The following is a 20,535-nucleotide window of genomic DNA, read 5'->3' as shown; positions in this document are numbered from 1 at the left end:
GCATAAATACTCCGACGTTAGAATGCGTTTAATCCCTACAGACTTCGCCACAGGCACCGAATGAACATCATCGAACCCGGCATCCGAAATCTCGCCACCGCGAAAGAGATTCTTCTGACGCCTTACGGCCTAGACGAATCCACCATTACGCGCACGCTGGCAGAGATCTTCACGCACCGCGTTGATTACGCGGATCTCTATTTCCAGTCCACCCGCAGCGAGGCGTGGAGCCTGGAGGAAGGCATCGTCAAATCGGGCAGTTTCAGCATCGACCAGGGCGTGGGCGTTCGCGCCGTGTCGGGCGACCGGACGGCGTTCGCGTATTCGGACGATCTGTCGGCTGATTCCATTCGCCAGGCGGCCATGGCGACGCGCGCGATCGCGAAAGCAGGCGGCGGCAAACACAAGATCAAATCGGCGAGTTCGCTGACCGGCGTGTTCGGCCGTGACCTTTATCTGCCGTCGGACCCGCTTTCATCGCTCGATGCCACCGCCAAGGTGAAATTGCTCGAGCGCGTCGAGCAGATGGCGCGGGGACGCGACCCGCGCATCGTTCAGGTCATGGCAGGGTTGGCGGGCGAGTACGACGTCGTGCTGGTCGCACGCAGCGACGGCGCCCTGGCCGCCGACATCCGGCCGCTCGTGCGCGTTTCTGTGACGGTGATCGCCGAGAAAGACGGACGCCGCGAGATTGGCAGCGGCGGCGGCGGCGGTCGCTACGACTACGCTTATTTCACCGACGAAATTCTCTCCACTTACGTTGATCAGGCCGTGCACGCGGCACTGGTCAATCTCGACGCGCGTCCCGCTCCGGCAGGCGCCATGACCGTCGTGCTCGGACCGGGCTGGCCCGGCGTGCTGCTGCACGAAGCCATCGGCCACGGACTTGAAGGTGACTTCAACCGCAAGGGCTCGTCGGCGTTTGCTGGCCGGATCGGCGAGCGAGTGGCGGCGAAAGGCGTCACGGTTGTCGATGACGGCACGCTGCCGAATCGCCGCGGGTCGCTCAACATCGACGACGAAGGCAATCCCACGCAGTGCACCACGCTGATCGAGGACGGCATCCTGAAGGGCTACATCCAGGACTCGCTGAACGCGCGCCTGATGAAAATGCCGGTGACGGGCAATGCACGACGTGAATCGTACGCGGCGCTGCCCATGCCACGCATGACCAACACGTACATGCTCAACGGCGATAAAGATCCGGGCGAAATCCTGGCATCGGTGAAAAACGGCTTGTATGCGGTGAATTTCGGCGGCGGTCAGGTTGACATCACCAACGGCAAGTTCGTGTTCTCGGCGTCCGAGGCGTACATGATCGAAAACGGCAAGGTGACGTACCCGGTGAAGGGCGCAACGCTGATCGGCAGCGGCCCGGAATCGCTCAAGTACGTGACCATGATCGGCAACGACATGGCGCTCGACGGCGGCGTGGGCGTGTGCGGCAAGGAAGGCCAGAGCGTGCCGGTGGGCGTGGGCCAGCCGACGTTGCGCATCGAAAAGATGACAGTGGGCGGCACGGTTTGACCTGACTCTTCCACTCTTCCGCATGCCGCGCCGCTTGTCGAAAGCAAGCGCAGCATGCGTAAAACCCGCATGAAATCTTCACGTCTCACGCAAAAATAGCATGTGCATGCGGATTATCCGCATTTTGATACCTTGCAACTTGCCACCCGCGCAGGTTTGGGGTTATAAAGCAAGACGTTCAATTTTTACCAAAGACCGAAACCTCATGTCCGCCAAGTTTTATTTTTATTTCTTTTGGCATCTCAAGCCGCTGGCGGATCGAGAGGGGTGAGTCGTTTGTGCTGAACCCAAGTTTCCCGAAAAACCGCCAGCCGAGTCTGGCGGTTTTTTTATGCCTTTTTCTTTCATCACATTGAACACAGCACCAAAACGAGTTCCTGGAGAACCAGCATGCCCCCGCACAACACCGACGATGTCCGAATCCGCGAATTGAAAGAACTGACGCCCCCTGCTCACCTGATCCGCGAGTTCGCGTGCGCCGAGCCGGTTTCGAACCTCATCTACAACTCGCGCCAGTCGATGCATCGCATCCTGCACGGCATGGAAGACCGGCTGATCGTGATCATCGGACCGTGCTCGATTCACGACACCAAGGCAGCGATGGAATACGCCGGCCGTCTGGTCGAGCAGCGCAAGCGTTTCGCGGGCGAGCTGGAAATCGTGATGCGGGTGTACTTCGAAAAGCCACGTACCACGGTGGGCTGGAAGGGCCTGATCAACGACCCGTTTATGGACAACAGCTTCAAGATCAATGACGGTCTGCGCACCGCCCGCGAATTGCTGCTGCACATCAACGAACTAGGGCTGCCGGCCGGCACCGAGTACCTCGACATGATCAGCCCGCAGTACATCGCGGATCTGATTTCGTGGGGCGCGATCGGTGCGCGGACGACGGAATCTCAGGTGCACCGTGAACTGGCTTCGGGATTGTCGTGCCCGGTCGGCTTCAAGAACGGGACGGACGGCAATGTGAAGATTGCCGTGGATGCGATCAAGGCCGCGTCGCAGCCGCACCATTTCCTGTCGGTGACGAAGGGCGGCCATTCGGCGATCGTGTCGACGGCCGGCAACGAGGATTGCCACATCATCCTGCGCGGCGGCAAGGCGCCGAACTACGATGCGCAAAGTGTCGACGCCGCGTGCAGCGACATCGGCAAGGCAGGGTTGGCTGCACGCTTGATGATCGATGCAAGCCACGCCAATAGCTCGAAGAAGCACGAGAACCAGATCCCGGTTTGCGCCGATATCGGCAAGCAGATTGCCGGTGGCGACGAGCGGATCGTCGGCGTGATGGTGGAATCGAATCTGGTCGCGGGGCGTCAGGATCTGAAGGAAGGCTGCGAGCTGGTCTACGGTCAAAGCGTGACCGACGCATGCATTAGCTGGGAAGACAGTCTGGGCGTGCTGGAAGGGCTGGCCACCGCCGTGAAGCAGCGTCGTGTGGCGCGTGGTAACGGCAACTGAAGATAAAAAGGCTGCGAAGACGGATTCGCGGCCTTTTACTTTACAGCTTGCGTTCGTGATTCCACAACACGTCCGACCCGCCATCTACGCGGTTCAGCACGCGCGACAGGACAAACAGCAAATCAGAAAGCCGGTTCACGTATTTTCGCGGCTCGGCGTTGATCTTGTCCACACGGCCAAGCGCGACGATCGAGCGTTCCGCGCGACGGCAAACCGTCCGGCTAACGTGAGCAAGCGCTGCCGCCCGCGATCCACCCGGCAGGATGAATTCCTTCAGCGGCGGCAGGTTGGCGTTGTACTCGTTGATCCAATCATCGATACGCGCAAGATGCGCCTCTTCGATCATCGAATGGCCGGGAATGCATAGCTCGCCGCCGAGGTCGAAGAGATCGTGCTGGATCGCGACCAGCGCCGCGCGGACATCGTCGGGGAGTTTTTCGCACAACAGCACGCCAATCTGCGAATTCAGTTCATCGACGTCTCCAATGGCCGCGATCCGCGCGTCGTCTTTCTGCACGCGACTGCCGTCGCCGAGGCCGGTCGAGCCGTCGTCGCCGGTGCGTGTCGCTATCTTGCTCAGGCGATTGCCCATGTTGTCTCCCAGGTCGACGCGAACGAAAGTCTGCGTCCATGCTCATTATAGGCATCGACCGGGCATCGGCTGGACTCGGGGTATCGGCGTAAAATAGACGCATAAAACGCACGAATCCCGCACGTCATTGCCGGATTTCGTGCATCCCAACGTCCGTCACATCGATGTCCGGAGACATGCCGTGAATCATCCCGTCCCTCCAATCGCCGTTCGCCGCACCTTTCCTGCCACCCTGCTCGATGCGCTGAAAACCGCTTTTGGTGATCGCATTTCGACCACGGCCGCCGTGCGCGAGCACCATGGACGCGACGAATCCCCGTTCGACCCGCAATTGCCCGATGCCGTCGTGTTCGTGACGAGCACGGAAGAAGTCCAGACGGTAGTGAAGCTGTGCGCCGAACACAACGTGCCGGTGATTCCGTACGGCAATGGTTCGTCGCTCGAAGGTCATTTGCTGGCAGTGCAGGGTGGCGTGTCCATCGACATGTCCGGCCTGAACCGCGTCTTGTCGATAGACGCCGAAGACCTGACCGTCACGGTCCAGCCCGGGATTTCGCGCAAACAGTTGAACGAAGCATTGAAGGACACGGGCCTGTTCTTCCCGATCGACCCGGGCGCAGACGCAAGCATTGGCGGGATGTCCGCCACGCGCGCCTCGGGCACGAATGCCGTGCGTTACGGGACCATGCGCGAGAACGTGCTCGGCCTGACCGTCGTACTCGCCGACGGCCGCGTCATCAAGACCGGCACGCGTGCGCGCAAATCATCGGCGGGATATGACTTGACGCGCTTGTTCGTCGGCTCGGAAGGCACGCTTGGCGTGATCGTCGAGATCACCGTGCGGCTTTATCCGCAGCCGGAAGCGGTATCGGCGGCGGTATGCGCATTTCCGTCGATGGGCGACGCCGTGCGCGCGACCATCGAAACGATTCAGATGGGCGTGCCGGTCGCCCGCGTCGAATTCCTGGATTCGCTCGCCGTGCGTTCGATCAACCGCCACTCGAACATGACTTTCCGCGAATCGCCAATGCTCTTCTTTGAATTCCATGGCACGGAAAGCAGCGTGAAGGAGCAAGCGGAAACGGTGCAGGCGATCATTGCCGAAAATCACGGCACGGATTTCGAGTGGGCGACGCGCCCGGAAGATCGCAGCCGCCTGTGGAACGCGCGCCACAACGCCTATTTCGCGATGCTGCAATTGAAACCCGGTTGCCGCGCAGTGACCACGGATGTATGCGTGCCGATCTCGCGCCTGGCCGAATGCGTGATGGAGACGGAACAGGATCTGAAGGCGAGCACGCTGCCTTGCCCGATAGTTGGCCACGTCGGCGATGGTAATTTCCACGTCGCCATGCTGCTTGATCCCGCGAAGCCGGAAGAGCTCGAAGAAGCCGAACGCATCAATCACCGGATCGTGCAGCGCGCGCTGCGCATGGGCGGAACGTGTACCGGCGAGCATGGCGTCGGCCTGCACAAGATGCAGTTCATGATCGAAGAACATGGCGAAGACGCAATCAGTGTGATGCGCTCGATCAAACACGCGCTCGACCCGAACAACCTGATGAATCCAGGCAAGATCTTTACGTACGACGCCTGATAACTCAGCGTCTCAGGGAAAACGCGCTCCGTCCCCGTAATTAGCCCAATCGACGGCGGGGACGCCCAGGTGCAAGATCAGGCGATCTGCTGTTGGAAATGCTCCAGCGCACAAACCGCCGGGAGGAGACATGAACGCACCCGCCGAGCTTTCGCCGGAAATTCTCGCGCAACGCCAGCGCGAAGTGGTCCAGGCATTGATGGCCGTGCTGCCGACGCATTGCCTGTTGTATCGCGAGGAAGACACCGCCGCGTACGAATGCGACGGACTCGCCGCGTATAGACGCTTGCCGCTTGCCGTTGCATTGCCGGAAACCGAGGCGCAGGTTCAGCGTGTCGTGCAGATTTGCGCGCGGCTCGACGTGCCCATCGTCCCGCGGGGCGCCGGTACGGGCTTGTCTGGCGGCGCAATGCCGATACGGCATGGCATCGTGGTGTCTCTTGCGCGCTTTCGCAAGATCATGGAAGTCGATCCGTACGCGCGCACCGCGACCGTCCAGCCTGGCGTGCGCAATCTCGCCATTTCCGAAGCCGCCGCACAGTATGGGCTTTATTACGCGCCCGATCCTTCATCGCAGATTGCGTGCACGATCGGCGGCAACGTCAGTGAAAATTCCGGCGGCGTTCATTGCCTCAAATACGGCCTGACGTGTCACAACGTGATGCGGGTGCGGGCTGTATCGATGGAAGGCGACATTCTCGAATTCGGTTCGCTCGGGCTGGACGCGCCCGGGCTCGATCTGCTTGCGGTGTTGATTGGCAGCGAAGGCATGTTCGCAATCGTCACCGAAATCACCGTCAAGCTGATTCCGAAGCCGCAAACGGCGCAAGTCATCATGGCGAGTTTCGACGACGTGGTGAAAGGCGGCAACGCGGTCGCGGCGATCATTGCAGCGGGGATCATTCCGGCCGGCCTCGAAATGATGGACAAACCCGCGACGCGCGCCGTCGAGGAATTCGTGAAGGCCGGTTACGACCTCGAAGCCAAGGCGATCCTGCTGTGCGAATCCGATGGCACGCAAGACGAAGTGTCCGAAGAAATCGTTCGCATGACGGCCGTGTTGCGCGAGTTCGGCGCAAACCGCATCCAGATTTCGCGCTCCGAAGCCGAACGGCTGAAATTCTGGTCGGGACGCAAGAACGCGTTTCCGGCGGCCGGGCGGATCTCGCCGGATTATTACTGCATGGACGGCACCGTGCCGCGCCGCCAGATCGGGCCGTTGCTTGCGCGTATCGAAGAGATGGAAGTCAAGTACGCGCTGCGCTGCATGAACGTGTTCCATGCGGGCGACGGCAACATGCATCCGCTCATTCTCTTCAATGGCAACGATCTCGACGAATGGCATCGCGCTGAAGCGTTCGGCTCGGACATCCTGGAAGCCTGCGTGGAACTCGGCGGGACGGTGACGGGCGAGCATGGCGTGGGGATCGAAAAGATCAATTCCATGTGCGTGCAGTTCTCGCCGGAGGAACGTGACACTTTCCACGCAATCAAGCGCGCCTTCGATCCCCCCGGCCTGCTCAATCCGGACAAAGGCATTCCCACGCGCGCGCGCTGCGCCGAGTACGGAAAGATGCACATTCGCGGCGGTTTGCTGCCGCATCCGGAAATTCCGCGCTTTTAGGCATCGTGTTCAGACGTGGCAACTAAACGGCCGCTTCGGCATCAGCGGCCGTTCAGATGCAGGAAACATATCCACGTTTATACGAGTGGCCTTACCAGCACGCGCCGATACACTGGTCTGGAGCATCAAAAACTAGCCATTTGGCCAGCAGACGGCCAGCATCAACACGCAGGACACCATGAACGAGGAAGACATTGTCGCGAGCTGGTCCGAGCGCGTGCGCGCCGCGACAGCGAGCAACGCGCCCTTGCGGATTCGCGGCGGCGGTACGAAGGACTGGTACGGCCAGACGTTGCAAGGCGAAATCATCGATACACGCGCGCACAGCGGAATCATCGAACATGACCCGGCCGAACTCGTGATCACCGCGAAGGCCGGCACACCACTGCGCGAGATCGAAGCGCGCCTCGACGAATGCAACCAGATGCTGCCGTTCGAGCCGCCGCACTTTGGCCACGATGCAACCATCGGCGGCTGCATTGCTGCAGGACTCGCCGGCCCGCGGCGCGCCGCGGCCGGGGCGCCGCGCGATTTCGTATTGGGCGCCGTGGTGATGAACGGCCAGGGCCACGTGCTGCATTTCGGCGGCCAGGTGGTGAAGAACGTTGCGGGTTACGATGTCTCGCGCCTGCTCGCCGGATCGCTTGGAACGCTCGGGATGATTCTGCAGGTATCGGTGAAAGTGTTGCCGAAACCGGTCGCCGAAATCACGCTCAAGTTCGAGATGAACGATACCGACGCCGTGCGCAAGCTCAACGAATGGGGCGGCCATCCGTTGCCGATCACCGGCAGCGCGTGGCGCGACCACACGCTCGCGTTGCGGCTCGGCGGCGCGGAAGCCGCTGTGAAATCGGCGCGCACGGCGCTCGGGGGCGAAGTGGTCGACGCAGTAGAAGCCGATCGTTTCTGGTGCGGCCTGCGCGAACAGTCCGATCCGTTTTTTGCCGTGCTGCCGCCGAAATCGGCGCTGTGGCGGTTGTCGTTGCCATCGATTGCCGAGCCTATGCATCTCCCGGGTCCGCACCTGATGGAATGGGGCGGCGCGCAACGCTGGTGGATCACCGACGCCGACGCGCAGACCGTGCGCATCAGCGCGAAGCAGGCCGGCGGACACGCGACCATCTTCCGCTCGGGTTCATCGTACGACCGCAATGCCGGCGTCTTCACCCCCCTGCCCGCGCCGATGATGAAAATCCATCGTGGCCTGAAATCTGCCTTCGATCCCGCGCGCATCTTCAATCGCGGCCGTCTCTACCCTGACTTTTAAGCTGACCGACCCACGCAATGCAAACCAACCTCGCCGATTTCATGCGCAACACGGCCGACGGCGACGAAGCCGAAGCCATCCTGCGCAAGTGCGTGCATTGCGGATTCTGCACGGCGACGTGCCCGACCTACCAGATTCTCGGCGATGAACTCGATGGTCCGCGCGGCCGCATCTATCTGATGAAGCAGATGATGGAAGGCGCGCCCGTCACGCGCAGCACGCAACTGCATCTGGACCGCTGCCTCACGTGCCGCAATTGCGAAACCACGTGCCCGTCGGGTGTGCAATACGGAAGGCTGGTGGAGATCGGCAGGAAGATCGTGGAGGAGAAGGTCGAGCGGCCAATCGGCCAGCGCGTGCAGCGCAAGTTGCTCGCAAACTTCCTGCCGAACAGCAAGCTGTTCACGCCCGCGATGAAACTCGGTCAGCAATTCCGGCCGCTCCTGCCAAAGACCTTGCGCGCCAAGATTCCGGTGGCCCAACGGCCGCTCGCAGCGCCGACCAACATCCACGAACGCAAGATGCTGATGCTCGCCGGTTGCGTCCAGCCGGCCATGATGCCCAACGTGAACACGGCAACGGCGCGCGTCTTCGATGCACTGGGCATCCAGATGCTGACCGCGCCGGACGCAGGCTGTTGTGGCGCGATCCGCCTGCATCTGGGCTACAACGACGACGCCCTCGACGATATCCGCAACAACATCGACGCGTGGTGGCCTTATGTTGAAAGCGGCGTCGAGGCGATCGTGATGAATGCATCCGGTTGCGGCGCGACGGTCAAGGAGTACGCGCATTTGCTGCGCAACGATCCGGCTTACGCGGAGAAGGCCGCGCGGATCGTGGACATGACGCGCGATCTCGCTGAAATCCTGCCGCAATACGAAGAAGAACTGACCGCAATGGTGAGGCGGCGCGCCGTCCATACCGTCGCGTTTCACCCGCCGTGCACGCTGCAGCACGGCCAGCAGATCCGAGGCCGCGTTGAAAACCTGCTGACGGTGCTCGGCATGGAAGTTCACCTTCCCGCCGATAACCACTTGTGCTGCGGCTCGGCCGGGACCTACTCGGTGCTGCAGCCGAAACTCTCGTACACGTTGCGCGATCAGAAAATCGACAAGCTCGAGAAGCTGGAACCGCAGATGATCGTGTCCGCGAATGTGGGGTGTATCGCGCATTTGCAAAGCGGCACATCGACACCTGTCGTGCACTGGATCCAGCTCGTGGAGCATCTGCTGTATGGCTGACGGCGACCGGCGCGAGGCGTGCAGCCGCCTCACGTCCGTATAATCGGAGCTCTGCTTTTCTTGCGGCGTCCGTTTCCATGTCCTCTCACATAGCCCTTCATCTCGACGAAGTCCGTCAACGCATCGCGAAAGCGGCGGCCGAAGCGTCGCGCGAACCGGCATCGGTCGCGTTGCTGGCGGTATCGAAGACATTCCCTGCCGGCGATGTCCGCGCCGCATTCGACGCGGGACAACGCGCGTTCGGCGAGAACTACGTGCAGGAATCGGTCGCGAAGATCGCCGAACTCGCCGACTTGCGCAGCGAGATTCAGTGGCATTTCATTGGACCATTGCAGTCGAACAAGACCAAGGTCGTCGCCGAGAATTTCGACTGGGTGCATTCCGTCGACCGGCTGAAGATTGCCGAGCGGCTATCGGCTCAACGCACGGACGGCATGGCGCCGCTCAACGTCTGCCTGCAAGTGAATGTCAGCGGCGAGGAATCGAAAAGCGGCGTGACACCTGAAGAAGCGCTGGCGATTGCGCACGCGATCACAGCCTTGCCCAATCTCAAGCTGCGCGGCTTGATGTCGATTCCCGAACCAGCCGCCACACTCGACGAACAACGCGCACCGCACAAGCGCCTGCGCGAACTCATGGACACCTTGCGCGCGGACGGCCTTGAACTGGATACGCTTTCCATGGGCATGTCGGCGGATATCGAAGCCGCGATCCTGGAAGGCGCGACGATGGTTCGCATCGGCACGGCAATCTTCGGCGCACGCGATTGCTCCAACTGACTTTCGATCTGAACTCACTATGAAAATTGCGTTTATTGGTGGCGGCAACATGGCGTCGGCGCTTATCGGCGGCTTGATCAAGCGTGGCGTGGCGGCGGCGGATCTTTATGTCGTCGATCCGGGCGAGGAAGCGCGTGGACGCGTCGAGAAGGAATTCGGCGCGGCGACAGGCGCATCGATCGACTCGAAGCTGAGCGAATACGACGCCATTCTGCTTGCCGTCAAACCGCAGGTCTTGAAGGACGTGGCAGCGGCGCTGCAGCCGGTGTTGTCGAAGCAACTGGTGATCAGCATTGCGGCCGGCATTCGCGCGGCCGACCTGTCGCGCTGGCTTGGCGGCTACACGCAAATCGTGCGCACGATGCCGAACACGCCCGCGTTGATCGGCATGGGCGTGACGGGTCTGGCCGCGTTGCCCGGCGTGGACGATTCAGCGAAGGCGCTGGCGTCGAAGGTGCTGGAAGCGGTAGGCGACACCGTCTGGTTCGACGACGAAGCGAAGATCGACGCCGTCACCGCCATCTCGGGCAGCGGTCCGGCGTACGTGTTCTATTTCATCGAAGCAATGCAGGAAGCCGCGCGTCAGCTCGGCATGGATGAAGAACAAGGGCGCGCGCTCGCCGTGGCGACGTTCACCGGCGCGGCGCAACTGGCTGCGCAATCGGGAGAGCCGGCGAGTGTGTTGCGGGAACGGGTCACATCGAAGGGCGGAACGACGGCTGCGGCGCTGGCTTCCTTCGAAGCACAGGGCGTCAAGGATGCAATCGTGCGCGGCGCACTGGCCGCGGATGCGCGGGCGAAAGAGATGGGCGAGGAACTGGGCAAGGCCTGAGAAAACGCCGCTGCGGGTCAAAGCCCGCAGCAGTGTTCAAGCCGCCAACTGATCACTGGCCTAGCGAAAAAACGCGTAATGCGCCGCAATGCCCGCGAACAAGACGCCGCCCAGCCAGTTGTTATGTTTGAACGCGGCGAAGCACGACATGCGCTCGCGGTTCCTGATCAGCGTGTAGTGATAGATCGCGCACGCCAACGCCGCCGCCCAGCCGATCCAGTACATCCAGCCGAACGCCAGCGTCACGCCAATCCACGCATAGATCCCGAGCGTCACGCCATAACAAAGCATGATCGCGAGGACATCGAAGCGGCCGAACGTCAGGGCCGACGTCCTGATGCCGATCTTGATGTCGTCGTCGCGATCGACCATCGCGTACTCGGTGTCGTAGGCGACCGACCAGAAGACGTTCGCGGCCAGCATGATCCACGCGAGCGGCGGCACGTGATCCTGAATGGCGGCGAACGCCATAGGAATGCCGAATCCGAATGCAATGCCCAGATACGCCTGCGGAATGGCGAAGAACCGCTTGGTGAACGGATAACTTCCCGCGACAAAAAGCGCGAACACCGAGAGCTCTTTCGTCAGCGTGTTGAGCGGCAGGATCAGCAAGAACGCAATCGCCGATAAAACCGCCGCCAGCGCCACCGCTTCCCACGCGGCAATCTTGCCGGACGTGATCGGCCGGTTTTCGGTGCGCTTCACGTGTTTGTCGAAATCGCGATCGGCGTAGTCGTTTATCGCGCAACCCGCCGAGCGCATGAGCAGCGTGCCGAGCACGAAGATCAGCAGAAGCATAGGCGATGGGTGCCCATCCGATGCAATCCATAACGCATTGAGCGTCGGCCACAGCAAAAGCAGGCTGCCGATGGGTTTATCCATGCGGACGAGGCGGAGATAAAGCGGAAGGCGAGCGAGCATGGCAGGTTGCACGAATGACAGTGACGGTATTTTAAGGCAGCGCGGTTTAGAGCGGCGCGCACAGCATAAGGCCCCGCGTTCGGACGAGCGCGGGGCCTTTATCGCAATCTAACTGATACTCAGCCGGCGTCTTACTCCGCCAGCATCGCGCGCAACATCCACGCCGTCTTTTCGTGAATCTGCATGCGCTGCGTCAACAGATCGGCCGTCGGTTCGTCGTTGGCGTTATCGGTTAGCGGAAAGATTGCGCGCGCGGTGCGCACCACGGCTTCCTGCCCTTCCACCAGTTGACGGATCATCTCCGCGGCGGCCGGAATGCCATCGGCTTCCGGAATGGACGAGAGCTTCGCGAACTCGCGATAGCTGCCCGGCGCATACACGCCCAGCGCGCGGATACGTTCGGCGATGGCATCCACCGCCAGCGCCAATTCAGTGTATTGACCTTCGAACATCAGGTGGAGCGTGTTGAACATCGGCCCCGTAACGTTCCAGTGAAAATTGTGCGTCTTCAGATACAGCGTGTAGGTGTCGGCCAGGAGATGCGACAAGCCATCGGCAATCTTCTTGCGGTCTTTGTCGCTGATACCGATATTCACAGCCGGTGATGCGATTTTCTTCGCCATGGTGACTCCGTGAGAGTGATACGAACAATGCGGGCGAATGACTGATCCAGATCGTGGATCGGGTTCCGCCGGGCGTTCGTGAGTTTATCTTAGAAACGCAGCCGGACCCGCCGTGCAGCGCGGGTCCGGAGGGTATCGGGCGCGTCGATAAGACGCGCATCGATGGGATCGCACGAGTCTGTCAGACCAGCCCCGCACCACGCAATCCTTCGATAACCACCGCCGCGTAACTCGCCGCGACGATGCCAAAACCGATCGCGAGCCGCATGCCGCGCGACGCGTTCAGGCTTTTGGCCTCAATGCCGCTTACCGCCCGCTCGATATTCATGATCGCTTGTGTCATCGCCGTTTCTCCTTGAGTCCTGCGTTTTCAATCGATGGGACGCTTTTTCTCAAGCGCCCCGGTCTGCTTACTTCATTGCTGCTTCAAGCTCCGCGTCGGCGGTCTCGACTACCTGGCCCAATGCCGCCAGCGCTTTCACCACACCCGCCGCATACGCGGGGTCGGCGCGCCGGAAGTGCTCGATCTGAACCTTGACGATCTCGTTCGGCACGCCATGGATATGCCGCGCGATGTTGCCGAAGAAGCGCTGCTTTTGCGCGTCGTCGAAGAGGCGGAACAGGTCGCCCGGCTGGCTGTAGTAGTCCGTGTCTTCACGATGGTCGTAGCGCTCCACCGCACCCGCGGCCAAAGCCGGCTCATTCACGCTCGCGTCCTGCGAGAAGTCGCCGAAGCGGTTCGGCTCGTAGTTCACGCGGCCGCCGCTGTTGCCATCGACACGCATGCCGCCATCGCGATGAAACGAGTTCTGCACGGCAGCCTTCGGCGCATTCACCGGAATCTGATGGTGATTGATGCCAAGGCGATACCGGTGCGCATCGCCATACGAGAACAAACGGCCTTGCAGCAAGCGGTCCGGCGAGAAGCCGATGCCCGGCACCACGTTCGCCGGCGTGAAAGCGGCTTGCTCCACGTCCGCGAAATAGTTGCCGGCGTTGCGATTCAACTCGAGCGTGCCCACGTCGATCAGCGGGAAATCCTTGTGCGGCCATACCTTGGTGATATCGAAAGGATTCATGCGATACGTCGCCGCTTCTGCCTCCGTCATCACCTGGATGCGGAAATTCCACTTCGGGAAATTGCCGCGATCGATGTTGTCCACCAGATCGCGTTGCGCGCTTTCCCGGTCACTGCCCACTACGGCCGACGCTTCTGCGTCGGTGAAATTCTCGAGCGGCTGCTGCGACTTGAAGTGGAACTTCACATAGAACCGTTCGTTGTTCGCGTTGATGAACGAATACGTGTGCGACCCGAAACCATGCATCTGCCTGTAGCTTTTCGGAATTCCACGGTCGCTCATCAGGATGGTGACCTGATGCAACGACTCCGGATGCCGCGACCAGAAGTCCCACGCCGCCACGTTGCTGCGCATGTTGGTGTACGGATCGCGCTTTTGCGTGTGGATGAAGTCGGGAAACTTCAGCGGATCACGGATGAAAAACACCGGCGTGTTGTTGCCGACTACGTCCCAGTTGCCTTCTTCCGTGTAGAACTTGATCGAGAATCCGCGCACATCGCGCTCGGCGTCGGCTGCGCCGCGCTCGCCGGCAACCGTCGAGAAGCGCATGAACATCGGCGTCTGCTTGCCGACTTCCGCGAACACCTTGGCTTTCGTGAAGCGCGAGATGTCGTGCGTGACGGTCAACGTGCCGAACGCGCCCGATCCCTTGGCATGCACGCGGCGCTCCGGAATCACTTCGCGGTCGAAGTGCGCGAGCTTTTCGATCAGCCAGAAATCCTGCAGCGCAATCGGGCCGCGCGGGCCGGCGGTCACGGAGTTCTGGTTGTCGCCGACTGGCGCGCCTGCTGCGGTGGTAAGGGTGCGATTGGTCATCGAGTGCTCCTGAAGTATTCGGGGAATTGCGTTCTTGCGGGGTTTGTTCAGCACGTGCCGGCGAAACTGGCCAGCACGTCGACCACGACGCTGCGTGCTTCGCGATAACTCGCGGTAAGTTGCGTGGCGCGGCGAGCGATCATCGTCATGGCTTCCTCTGGCGTTGTTTTGCTGGATCGGTGCCGACCCATGGGAAGAAGCATAACAAAGGCTATCTATTTTTATAATTCAATTAACTTAATCTATCCGATAGGTCGAACGAATGCTCGGGACGGTTGGACTTGAAAAATAGGGATGGATTCAGAGGCCGCGCCAGGACTGGCGCGGCAGAAACGCTTAATTGACTGCGGCGGGTAGTTCAAGCCGCGTTACGCCGGGAATATTGCAGGCGGCGATTGCATCGCAGATCGCTTCGATGGCCGGCATCCGCGTGAAGCTCTTGCGCCACGCGAGCACGACACGACGATCCGGCACGGGGTCATTGAAGGGAACGTAGCTGAGCAAACCGGCATCGACGCCCGCTGCGTGCGGCTTCACTTCCATCACCGACATGCGTGGCAGCACGGTAATGCCCACGCCGCTTGCGACCATATGCCGGATGGTTTCCAGCGATGACCCTTCGAACGTCTTCTGGATGCCGTCCGCGTTCTGCGAAAACCGCATCAACTCGGGACATACGCCGAGCACGTGGTCGCGGAAACAATGGCCGCTGCCGAGCAGCAGCATGGTTTCGAGCTTCAGGTCATCGGCGTTGATCTTCTCGCGGTTTTCCCACGGATGACCGGCAGGCATGGCGACGACGAACGGTTCATCGAAGAGCGGGCGGACCATCAAGCCGGTTTCCGGGAACGGCAGCGCCATGATGGCGACATCGATTTCGCCCTGCTTCAGCAGTTCGATCAGCTTGAGCGTGTAGTTTTCCTGCAGCATCAGCGGCATCTGCGGCACGCGCTTGATCATCTGCTTGACGAGCGTGGGCAGGAGATACGGCCCGATGGTATAGATCACGCCCAGCCGCAGCGGCCCGACCAGCGGATCCTTGCCCTGCTTGGCGATTTCCTTGATCGCGAGCGTCTGCTCCAGGACGCGCTGCGCCTGAGTCACGATCTGTTCGCCGATGGGCGTCACACTGACTTCGCTGGTACCGCGTTCGAAAATCTGTACGTTCAGTTCGTCTTCGAGCTTCTTGATTGCCACCGACAAAGTCGGCTGGCTTACGAAACACGCCTCGGCCGCACGGCCGAAATGCCGCTCGCGGGCCACTGCAACGATGTACTTCAATTCGGTAAGGGTCATTAGGGGCCAATCAGAGTCAATGAATCGATAGGATTTGACTTATACACCCGTCGGGTGGATTCGCCAACTCGCGCAAGAATAGTCGCGCCAAAAACGCAGTCTTGCGTTTCATGCGAGTGCTTAAGACCCGTGGAACCCCGCCGCGTTCACGCTTTCAGATATTGCTCGCGTGCGCCGAGCCAGCGGGCGAGGTGACTGGTGACGGCTTCAGGGAATTGCGCGAGCATCTGATCGGCCGCCGCGCGCGCGGGCTCGATCAGCCAGCCATCGTTTTCCAGGCTGGCAAAGCGCAGCATCGCAGCGCCGGATTGCCGTGCGCCGAGAAATTCGCCAGGCCCGCGAATTTCGAGGTCCCGGCGCGCGATTTCGAAGCCATCGGTGGTTTCGCGCATGGTCTGCAATCGGGCGCGCGCCGTCTGCGACAAAGGCCCCGCGTACATCAGCACGCATACGGACGCGGCGCTTCCCCGCCCCACGCGCCCTCTCAACTGATGAAGCTGCGCGAGGCCGAAACGCTCGGCGTGCTCGATCACCATCAGCGATGCATTCGGCACGTCCACGCCCACTTCAATCACGGTCGTTGCAACCAGCAACTGGACTTCGGCACGCGTGAACGCGTCCATGACAGCGGCTTTTTCAGCGGGCGGCAAACGGCCATGCACGAGCCCGATGCGCAATTCGGGCAGCGCCACGGCCAGCGTCTCGTAGGTTTCCACCGCCGTCTGCAACTGCAACGTCTCGCTTTCCTCGATCAGCGGACAAACCCAATACACTTGCCGGCCGGTCAGCGCCGCCTCGCGCACACGGGCGATGACTTCGTCGCGGCGGTTATCGGAAACGAGCTTGGTCAGGATCGGCGTGCGGCCCGGCGGCAACTCGTCGATAGTCGATACATCCAGATCCGCGTAATACGTCATTGCGAGCGTGCGCGGAATCGGCGTGGCGGACATCATCAGTTGATGCGGCTGGAAATTCTGCACGCCATCGCCGGCGTTTTGCGCCTTGGCGCGCAATGCAAGCCGCTGCGCCACGCCAAAGCGATGTTGTTCATCGATGATCGCGAAGCCCAGGCGCGCGAACTCCACCGCGTCCTGAATGATCGCGTGCGTGCCGATCACGAGCTGCGCCGCGCCGGACGCCGCCGCTTCGAGCGCCGCGCGCTTTTCCTTCGCTTTCAAGCTTCTGGCAAGCCACGCGACGGTCACGCCCAATGGTTCGAGCCACGCGCGGAGCTTGCGCGCGTGCTGCTCGGCGAGGATCTCGGTCGGCGCCATCAGCGCGGCCTGATAACCGGCGTCGATGGCCTGCGCCGCAGCCAGCGCGGCCACGATGGTCTTGCCGCTGCCCACATCGCCCTGAAGCAGACGCTGCATGGGATGCGGCAACGTCAGTTCGCCCGAGATCTCCGCGCACACCCGTTCCTGCGCGCCGGTCAGCTTGAACGGAAGCGTCTTCAAAAACCGCGCGACGAGCGATTCAGGCGCGTCATGCAAACGCGGCATCACAGGCGCGGCGCGCGTGCGGCGCTCCTCGTGCGCGCGCTTCAACGACAACTGCTGTGCGAGCAATTCCTCGAACTTGATACGTGTCCACGCCGGGTGCGTGCCGTCGATCAGCGCGTTTTCATCGGAATCGGCATGGGGATGGTGCAGCGTTCTTACGGCGTCGAGCAGGCCGGGAACATTCAGCGGCTGAAGATGCGCGCGGGCGATTTTCTCGGGCAGCAGTTCCGGCAGATGAACACGCGACAACGCGCTGTCGATGGCCTTGCGCAAATACGCCTGCGACACGCCCGCCGTGCTCGGATAAACCGGCGTGAGCGCCTGGGGCAGCGGCGTGTCTTCATCGACGGGACGCACTTGCGGATGGACCATCTCCATGCCGAAGAAGCCGCCGCGCACATCGCCGCGAACCCGCAAACGCACGCCGATCGCCATCTGCTTGACCTGCGAGCCGTAGAAATTGAGGAAGCGAAGCGTGAGTTCGTCGCCGGCGTCGTCGTGCATTTTCACGAGCAACTGGCGGCGCGGCCGGTAGGCAATCTCGTTGTCGAATACGACGCCTTCGGTCTGGGTGTTGTCGCCCGGGATCAGATGACCGATCGGCGTGATGGTCGTTTCGTCTTCATAGCGCATCGGCAGATGCAGCACCAGATCGATATCCGATTTCAAGCCGAGCTTCGCGAGTTTATCGACGGGTTTGGGCGGCGGCGCGGCGGGTTTGAGCGGCTGGACCTTGTCCGCGATTTCAAGATCGGCGAGTTTTCTCGCGCGTGCGCGCTTGGGCTTTTGTATGGGCGCGTCCGGTTCGCCCGCTGCTTCAGGAGCAATTTCGGCATCGGGATCGACGAGCAAACGGCGGTCGGACAAGGGCATCTAATCTCTTCAAAGTACAATATCGGCTTCGTTCGGCACGGCGAAGCCTCGTTTCGCGGCCGCCGGGCATTCATCACCACAGTGCCGTCGCGCGCCGCCTTGCACGCATTCTTGCAAAATACCGCGCGGACCATCGCGCACAGATACGCTTTCCCAATGTTCACGCTTTCCGACTTCGATTTTAATCTGCCACCCGAGCTGATCGCGCAAACGGCGCTCACCGAGCGCAGCGCGAGCCGTCTGCTCGAGGTGGACAACAGCGCGGCTTCGCCCGCTTTCACTGACCGCCAGTTCACGGAACTCCCCGGTCTGCTGGAACCCGGCGACCTGCTGGTATTCAACGATACCAAAGTCCTGAAGGCGCGGTTCCTCGGCCAGAAGGCCAGCGGCGGGCGCATCGAGGTGCTCGTCGAGCGTCTGACGGGGGCAACGACCGCGCTTGCGCAGATCCGGGCGAGCAAAAGTCCGCAGCCGGGCACGAAGATCGTCCTCGCCGATGCGTTCGAAGTCACCGTCGGCGAGCGGGTGGAACCGTTCTACACGCTGCATTTCCCGGCGGATTGCCTGACGCTCATCGAGCAATATGGGCGCTTGCCGTTGCCGCCGTACATCGAACACGATCCCGATGCCTACGACGAAACCCGCTATCAGACGGTCTATGCGGCCAATCCCGGTGCGGTCGCAGCGCCCACGGCGGGCCTGCATTTCGATGCAAACCTGCTCGAAGCCCTCGATGCCCGCGGCATGGAACGCGCGACGTTGACGCTGCACGTCGGCGCGGGCACGTTCCAGCCGGTGCGCGTGGAAAACCTCGCGGAGCACAAGATGCACAGCGAGTGGTACAGGCTGCCGCAGGCGCTCGCCGACAAGATCGCGGCCACGAAAGCGCGTGGAAATAGCGTGATCGCAGTTGGAACCACGTCGATGCGCGCCCTCGAAGCCGCCGCCCGCGACGCCGACGAAGCCGGCCGGCCGCTCGCCGAAACCAGCGCCGAGACCGATATTTTCATCACACCGGGTTATCAGTTTCGCGTAGTTGACCGGCTCGTCACGAACTTCCATTTGCCGAAATCGACGCTGATGATGCTCGTCTCCGCGTTCGCCGGCATGGACCCGATCCGCGCCGCATATGCGCATGCGATCGAAAAGCGGTACCGGTTTTTCAGTTACGGCGACGCGATGTTGCTGACGCGGCAATAAATTACCAATCTGCGCCGGACTGTTCTCTGGTTGCACAGGAGCTTTGCATGAACGAAGTAACCAACGCCACGTCCCGCCCTGAAAACGGCCTGAAGTTCGACCTGATCACCACTGACGGCCAGGCCCGCCGTGGCCGCGTCACGTTGAACCACGGCGTGGTCGAAACGCCGATCTTCATGCCTGTCGGCACATACGGCACGGTGAAAGCCGTCGCGCCGCGCGAACTCGAGGAAATGCACGCGCAGATCATCCTCGGCAACACGTTTCACCTGTGGCTGCGCCCGGGGCTCGAAACCATCGCGGCGCATGGCGGATTGCACAGGTTCATGAACTGGAACCGGCCGATCCTTACGGATTCCGGCGGCTTCCAGGTCTTCTCCCTCGGCGACCTGCGCAAGATCACTGAAGATGGTGTCACGTTCGCATCACCCATCAACGGCGACAAGCTGTTTTTATCGCCGGAAATCTCGATGCAGATTCAGAAAGTGCTGAATTCGGACATCGTGATGCAGTTCGATGAATGCACCCCCTACGCCACCAACGGCGTACCCACGCCGCACAAGGACGCGGCTGACTCCATGCGCATGTCGATGCGCTGGGCAAAGCGTTCCGTCGATGAATTCGCCAAAGGCGGCAACCCGAACGCGCTGTTCGGGATCGTGCAGGGCGGCATGTTCGAAGACTTGCGCGACGAATCGCTGGCCGGACTGGCGGACATCGGGTTCCACGGCTTTGCGATCGGCGGCTTGTCGGTGGGCGAGCCCAAAGAAGACATGATGCGGGTGCTGGAACATATCGGCCCGAAGCTTCCCGCCGACAAACCGCATTACCTGATGGGCGTGGGCACGCCGGAAGACCTGGTCGCGGGCGTGGCATCGGGCGTGGACATGTTCGACTGCGTGATGCCGACCCGCAATGCGCGCAACGGCTGGCTGTTCACGCGTTTTGGCGACGTGAAGATCCGCAACGCCGCGCACAAGAATTCACTCAAGCCACTCGATGAAAGCTGCGGCTGCTACACGTGCCGCAATTTCACGCGCGGCTATCTGCACCATTTGCATCGTGTGGGGGAGATCCTCGGCTCGCAACTGAACACGATCCACAACCTGCATTACTACTTGCAACTGATGCAGGAAATCCGCGATTCGATCGAAAACCATATGTTCGGTGCGTTCGTGAAGGTGTTTCACGAGAACCGCGCACGCGGAATCGACTGACAAAAAATGTCGACCGGGTGGCCAACGTTCAGTCATTCGATCTTCAGCGCACGCAATAAACATTACAATTGCTTTACGCCGC

General features: G+C 61.3%; 17 protein-coding genes. 10 read left to right on the top strand and 7 right to left on the bottom strand.

Translation table 11 applies throughout. The features are described from left to right. The first annotated feature begins 60 nt into the window (after window positions 1-60). Together tldD and aroG are read left to right on the top strand one after the other, a co-directional pair. The gene (gene tldD, locus AXG89_RS08400; protein ID WP_061998480.1) at window positions 61-1,527 is read left to right on the top strand and encodes a metalloprotease TldD; all 1,467 of its coding nucleotides are present in this window, start codon (window positions 61-63) and stop codon (window positions 1,525-1,527) included. A gap of 390 nt (window positions 1,528-1,917) precedes the next feature. Then, window positions 1,918-2,991, top strand: a complete 1,074-nt coding sequence (aroG, locus tag AXG89_RS08395; protein WP_062169171.1) for a 3-deoxy-7-phosphoheptulonate synthase AroG — start codon at window positions 1,918-1,920, stop codon at window positions 2,989-2,991. A 40-nt stretch (window positions 2,992-3,031) separates the two neighbouring features. Here aroG and AXG89_RS08390 read toward each other — a convergent pair whose 3' ends face one another. Continuing rightward, on the bottom strand, window positions 3,032-3,583 hold the full coding sequence (locus tag AXG89_RS08390) for a cob(I)yrinic acid a,c-diamide adenosyltransferase (RefSeq protein ID WP_061998478.1): 552 nt from the start codon (window positions 3,581-3,583) through the stop codon (window positions 3,032-3,034). Between the two features lie 181 nt (window positions 3,584-3,764). On the opposite strand from AXG89_RS08390, the gene AXG89_RS08385 reads away from it, so the two are divergent. From AXG89_RS08385 to proC, 6 genes are all read left to right on the top strand, one after another. Further along, a complete protein-coding gene (locus tag AXG89_RS08385; protein WP_062000684.1) occupies window positions 3,765-5,180 on the top strand; it encodes an FAD-binding oxidoreductase in 1,416 nt (471 codons plus the stop codon). A 130-nt stretch (window positions 5,181-5,310) separates the two neighbouring features. Continuing rightward, on the top strand, window positions 5,311-6,804 hold the full coding sequence (locus tag AXG89_RS08380) for an FAD-linked oxidase C-terminal domain-containing protein (protein ID WP_061998477.1): 1,494 nt from the start codon (window positions 5,311-5,313) through the stop codon (window positions 6,802-6,804). Window positions 6,805-6,982: 178 nt separating this feature from the next. Further along, a complete protein-coding gene (glcE, locus tag AXG89_RS08375; protein ID WP_062169170.1) occupies window positions 6,983-8,071 on the top strand; it encodes a glycolate oxidase subunit GlcE in 1,089 nt (362 codons plus the stop codon). Between the two features lie 17 nt (window positions 8,072-8,088). Next, window positions 8,089-9,315, top strand: a complete 1,227-nt coding sequence (gene glcF, locus AXG89_RS08370; protein ID WP_062169168.1) for a glycolate oxidase subunit GlcF — start codon at window positions 8,089-8,091, stop codon at window positions 9,313-9,315. A gap of 77 nt (window positions 9,316-9,392) precedes the next feature. Continuing rightward, the gene (locus tag AXG89_RS08365; protein WP_062169167.1) at window positions 9,393-10,094 is read left to right on the top strand and encodes a YggS family pyridoxal phosphate-dependent enzyme; all 702 of its coding nucleotides are present in this window, start codon (window positions 9,393-9,395) and stop codon (window positions 10,092-10,094) included. 19 nt (window positions 10,095-10,113) lie between these two features. Continuing rightward, complete coding sequence (gene proC / locus AXG89_RS08360; RefSeq protein WP_062169165.1) at window positions 10,114-10,926, top strand: pyrroline-5-carboxylate reductase; 813 nt, start codon at window positions 10,114-10,116, stop codon at window positions 10,924-10,926. 60 nt (window positions 10,927-10,986) lie between these two features. Here the strand turns inward: proC and ubiA are convergent, their stop codons facing one another. The 6 genes from ubiA to recG all read right to left on the bottom strand — a co-directional run bounded on the left by ubiA (window position 10,987) and on the right by recG (window position 18,036). Continuing rightward, entirely contained in the window at window positions 10,987-11,847 is an 861-nt protein-coding gene (gene ubiA / locus AXG89_RS08355; protein WP_062169163.1) for a 4-hydroxybenzoate octaprenyltransferase, read from the bottom strand. A 131-nt stretch (window positions 11,848-11,978) separates the two neighbouring features. Next, window positions 11,979-12,470 (bottom strand): Dps family protein, encoded by a 492-nt coding sequence (locus AXG89_RS08350; protein WP_062169161.1) that lies wholly within the window; start codon window positions 12,468-12,470, stop codon window positions 11,979-11,981. Window positions 12,471-12,651: 181 nt separating this feature from the next. Then, complete coding sequence (locus AXG89_RS42065) at window positions 12,652-12,813, bottom strand: hypothetical protein (protein ID WP_162916027.1); 162 nt, start codon at window positions 12,811-12,813, stop codon at window positions 12,652-12,654. A gap of 67 nt (window positions 12,814-12,880) precedes the next feature. After that, window positions 12,881-14,365, bottom strand: a complete 1,485-nt coding sequence (locus tag AXG89_RS08345; protein ID WP_061998470.1) for a catalase — start codon at window positions 14,363-14,365, stop codon at window positions 12,881-12,883. A 336-nt stretch (window positions 14,366-14,701) separates the two neighbouring features. Beyond that, on the bottom strand, window positions 14,702-15,661 hold the full coding sequence (locus AXG89_RS08340; RefSeq protein WP_061998469.1) for a hydrogen peroxide-inducible genes activator: 960 nt from the start codon (window positions 15,659-15,661) through the stop codon (window positions 14,702-14,704). A 146-nt stretch (window positions 15,662-15,807) separates the two neighbouring features. After that, entirely contained in the window at window positions 15,808-18,036 is a 2,229-nt protein-coding gene (gene recG / locus AXG89_RS08335) for an ATP-dependent DNA helicase RecG (protein ID WP_062169159.1), read from the bottom strand. Between the two features lie 156 nt (window positions 18,037-18,192). Between recG and queA the strand changes: the two genes are divergently transcribed. Both queA and tgt read left to right on the top strand, forming a co-directional pair. Beyond that, entirely contained in the window at window positions 18,193-19,236 is a 1,044-nt protein-coding gene (gene queA / locus AXG89_RS08330) for a tRNA preQ1(34) S-adenosylmethionine ribosyltransferase-isomerase QueA (protein ID WP_061998467.1), read from the top strand. A gap of 47 nt (window positions 19,237-19,283) precedes the next feature. After that, the gene (gene tgt / locus AXG89_RS08325) at window positions 19,284-20,453 is read left to right on the top strand and encodes a tRNA guanosine(34) transglycosylase Tgt (protein ID WP_062169157.1); all 1,170 of its coding nucleotides are present in this window, start codon (window positions 19,284-19,286) and stop codon (window positions 20,451-20,453) included. Window positions 20,454-20,535: the final 82 nt, after the last annotated feature.

Origin of the sequence: Burkholderia sp. PAMC 26561, from assembly GCF_001557535.2 — a bacterium.
GTDB lineage: Bacteria > Pseudomonadota > Gammaproteobacteria > Burkholderiales > Burkholderiaceae > Caballeronia.
Note: the sequence above shows the minus strand (reverse complement) of the source record. Positions and strands in the feature narration are given on the sequence as shown.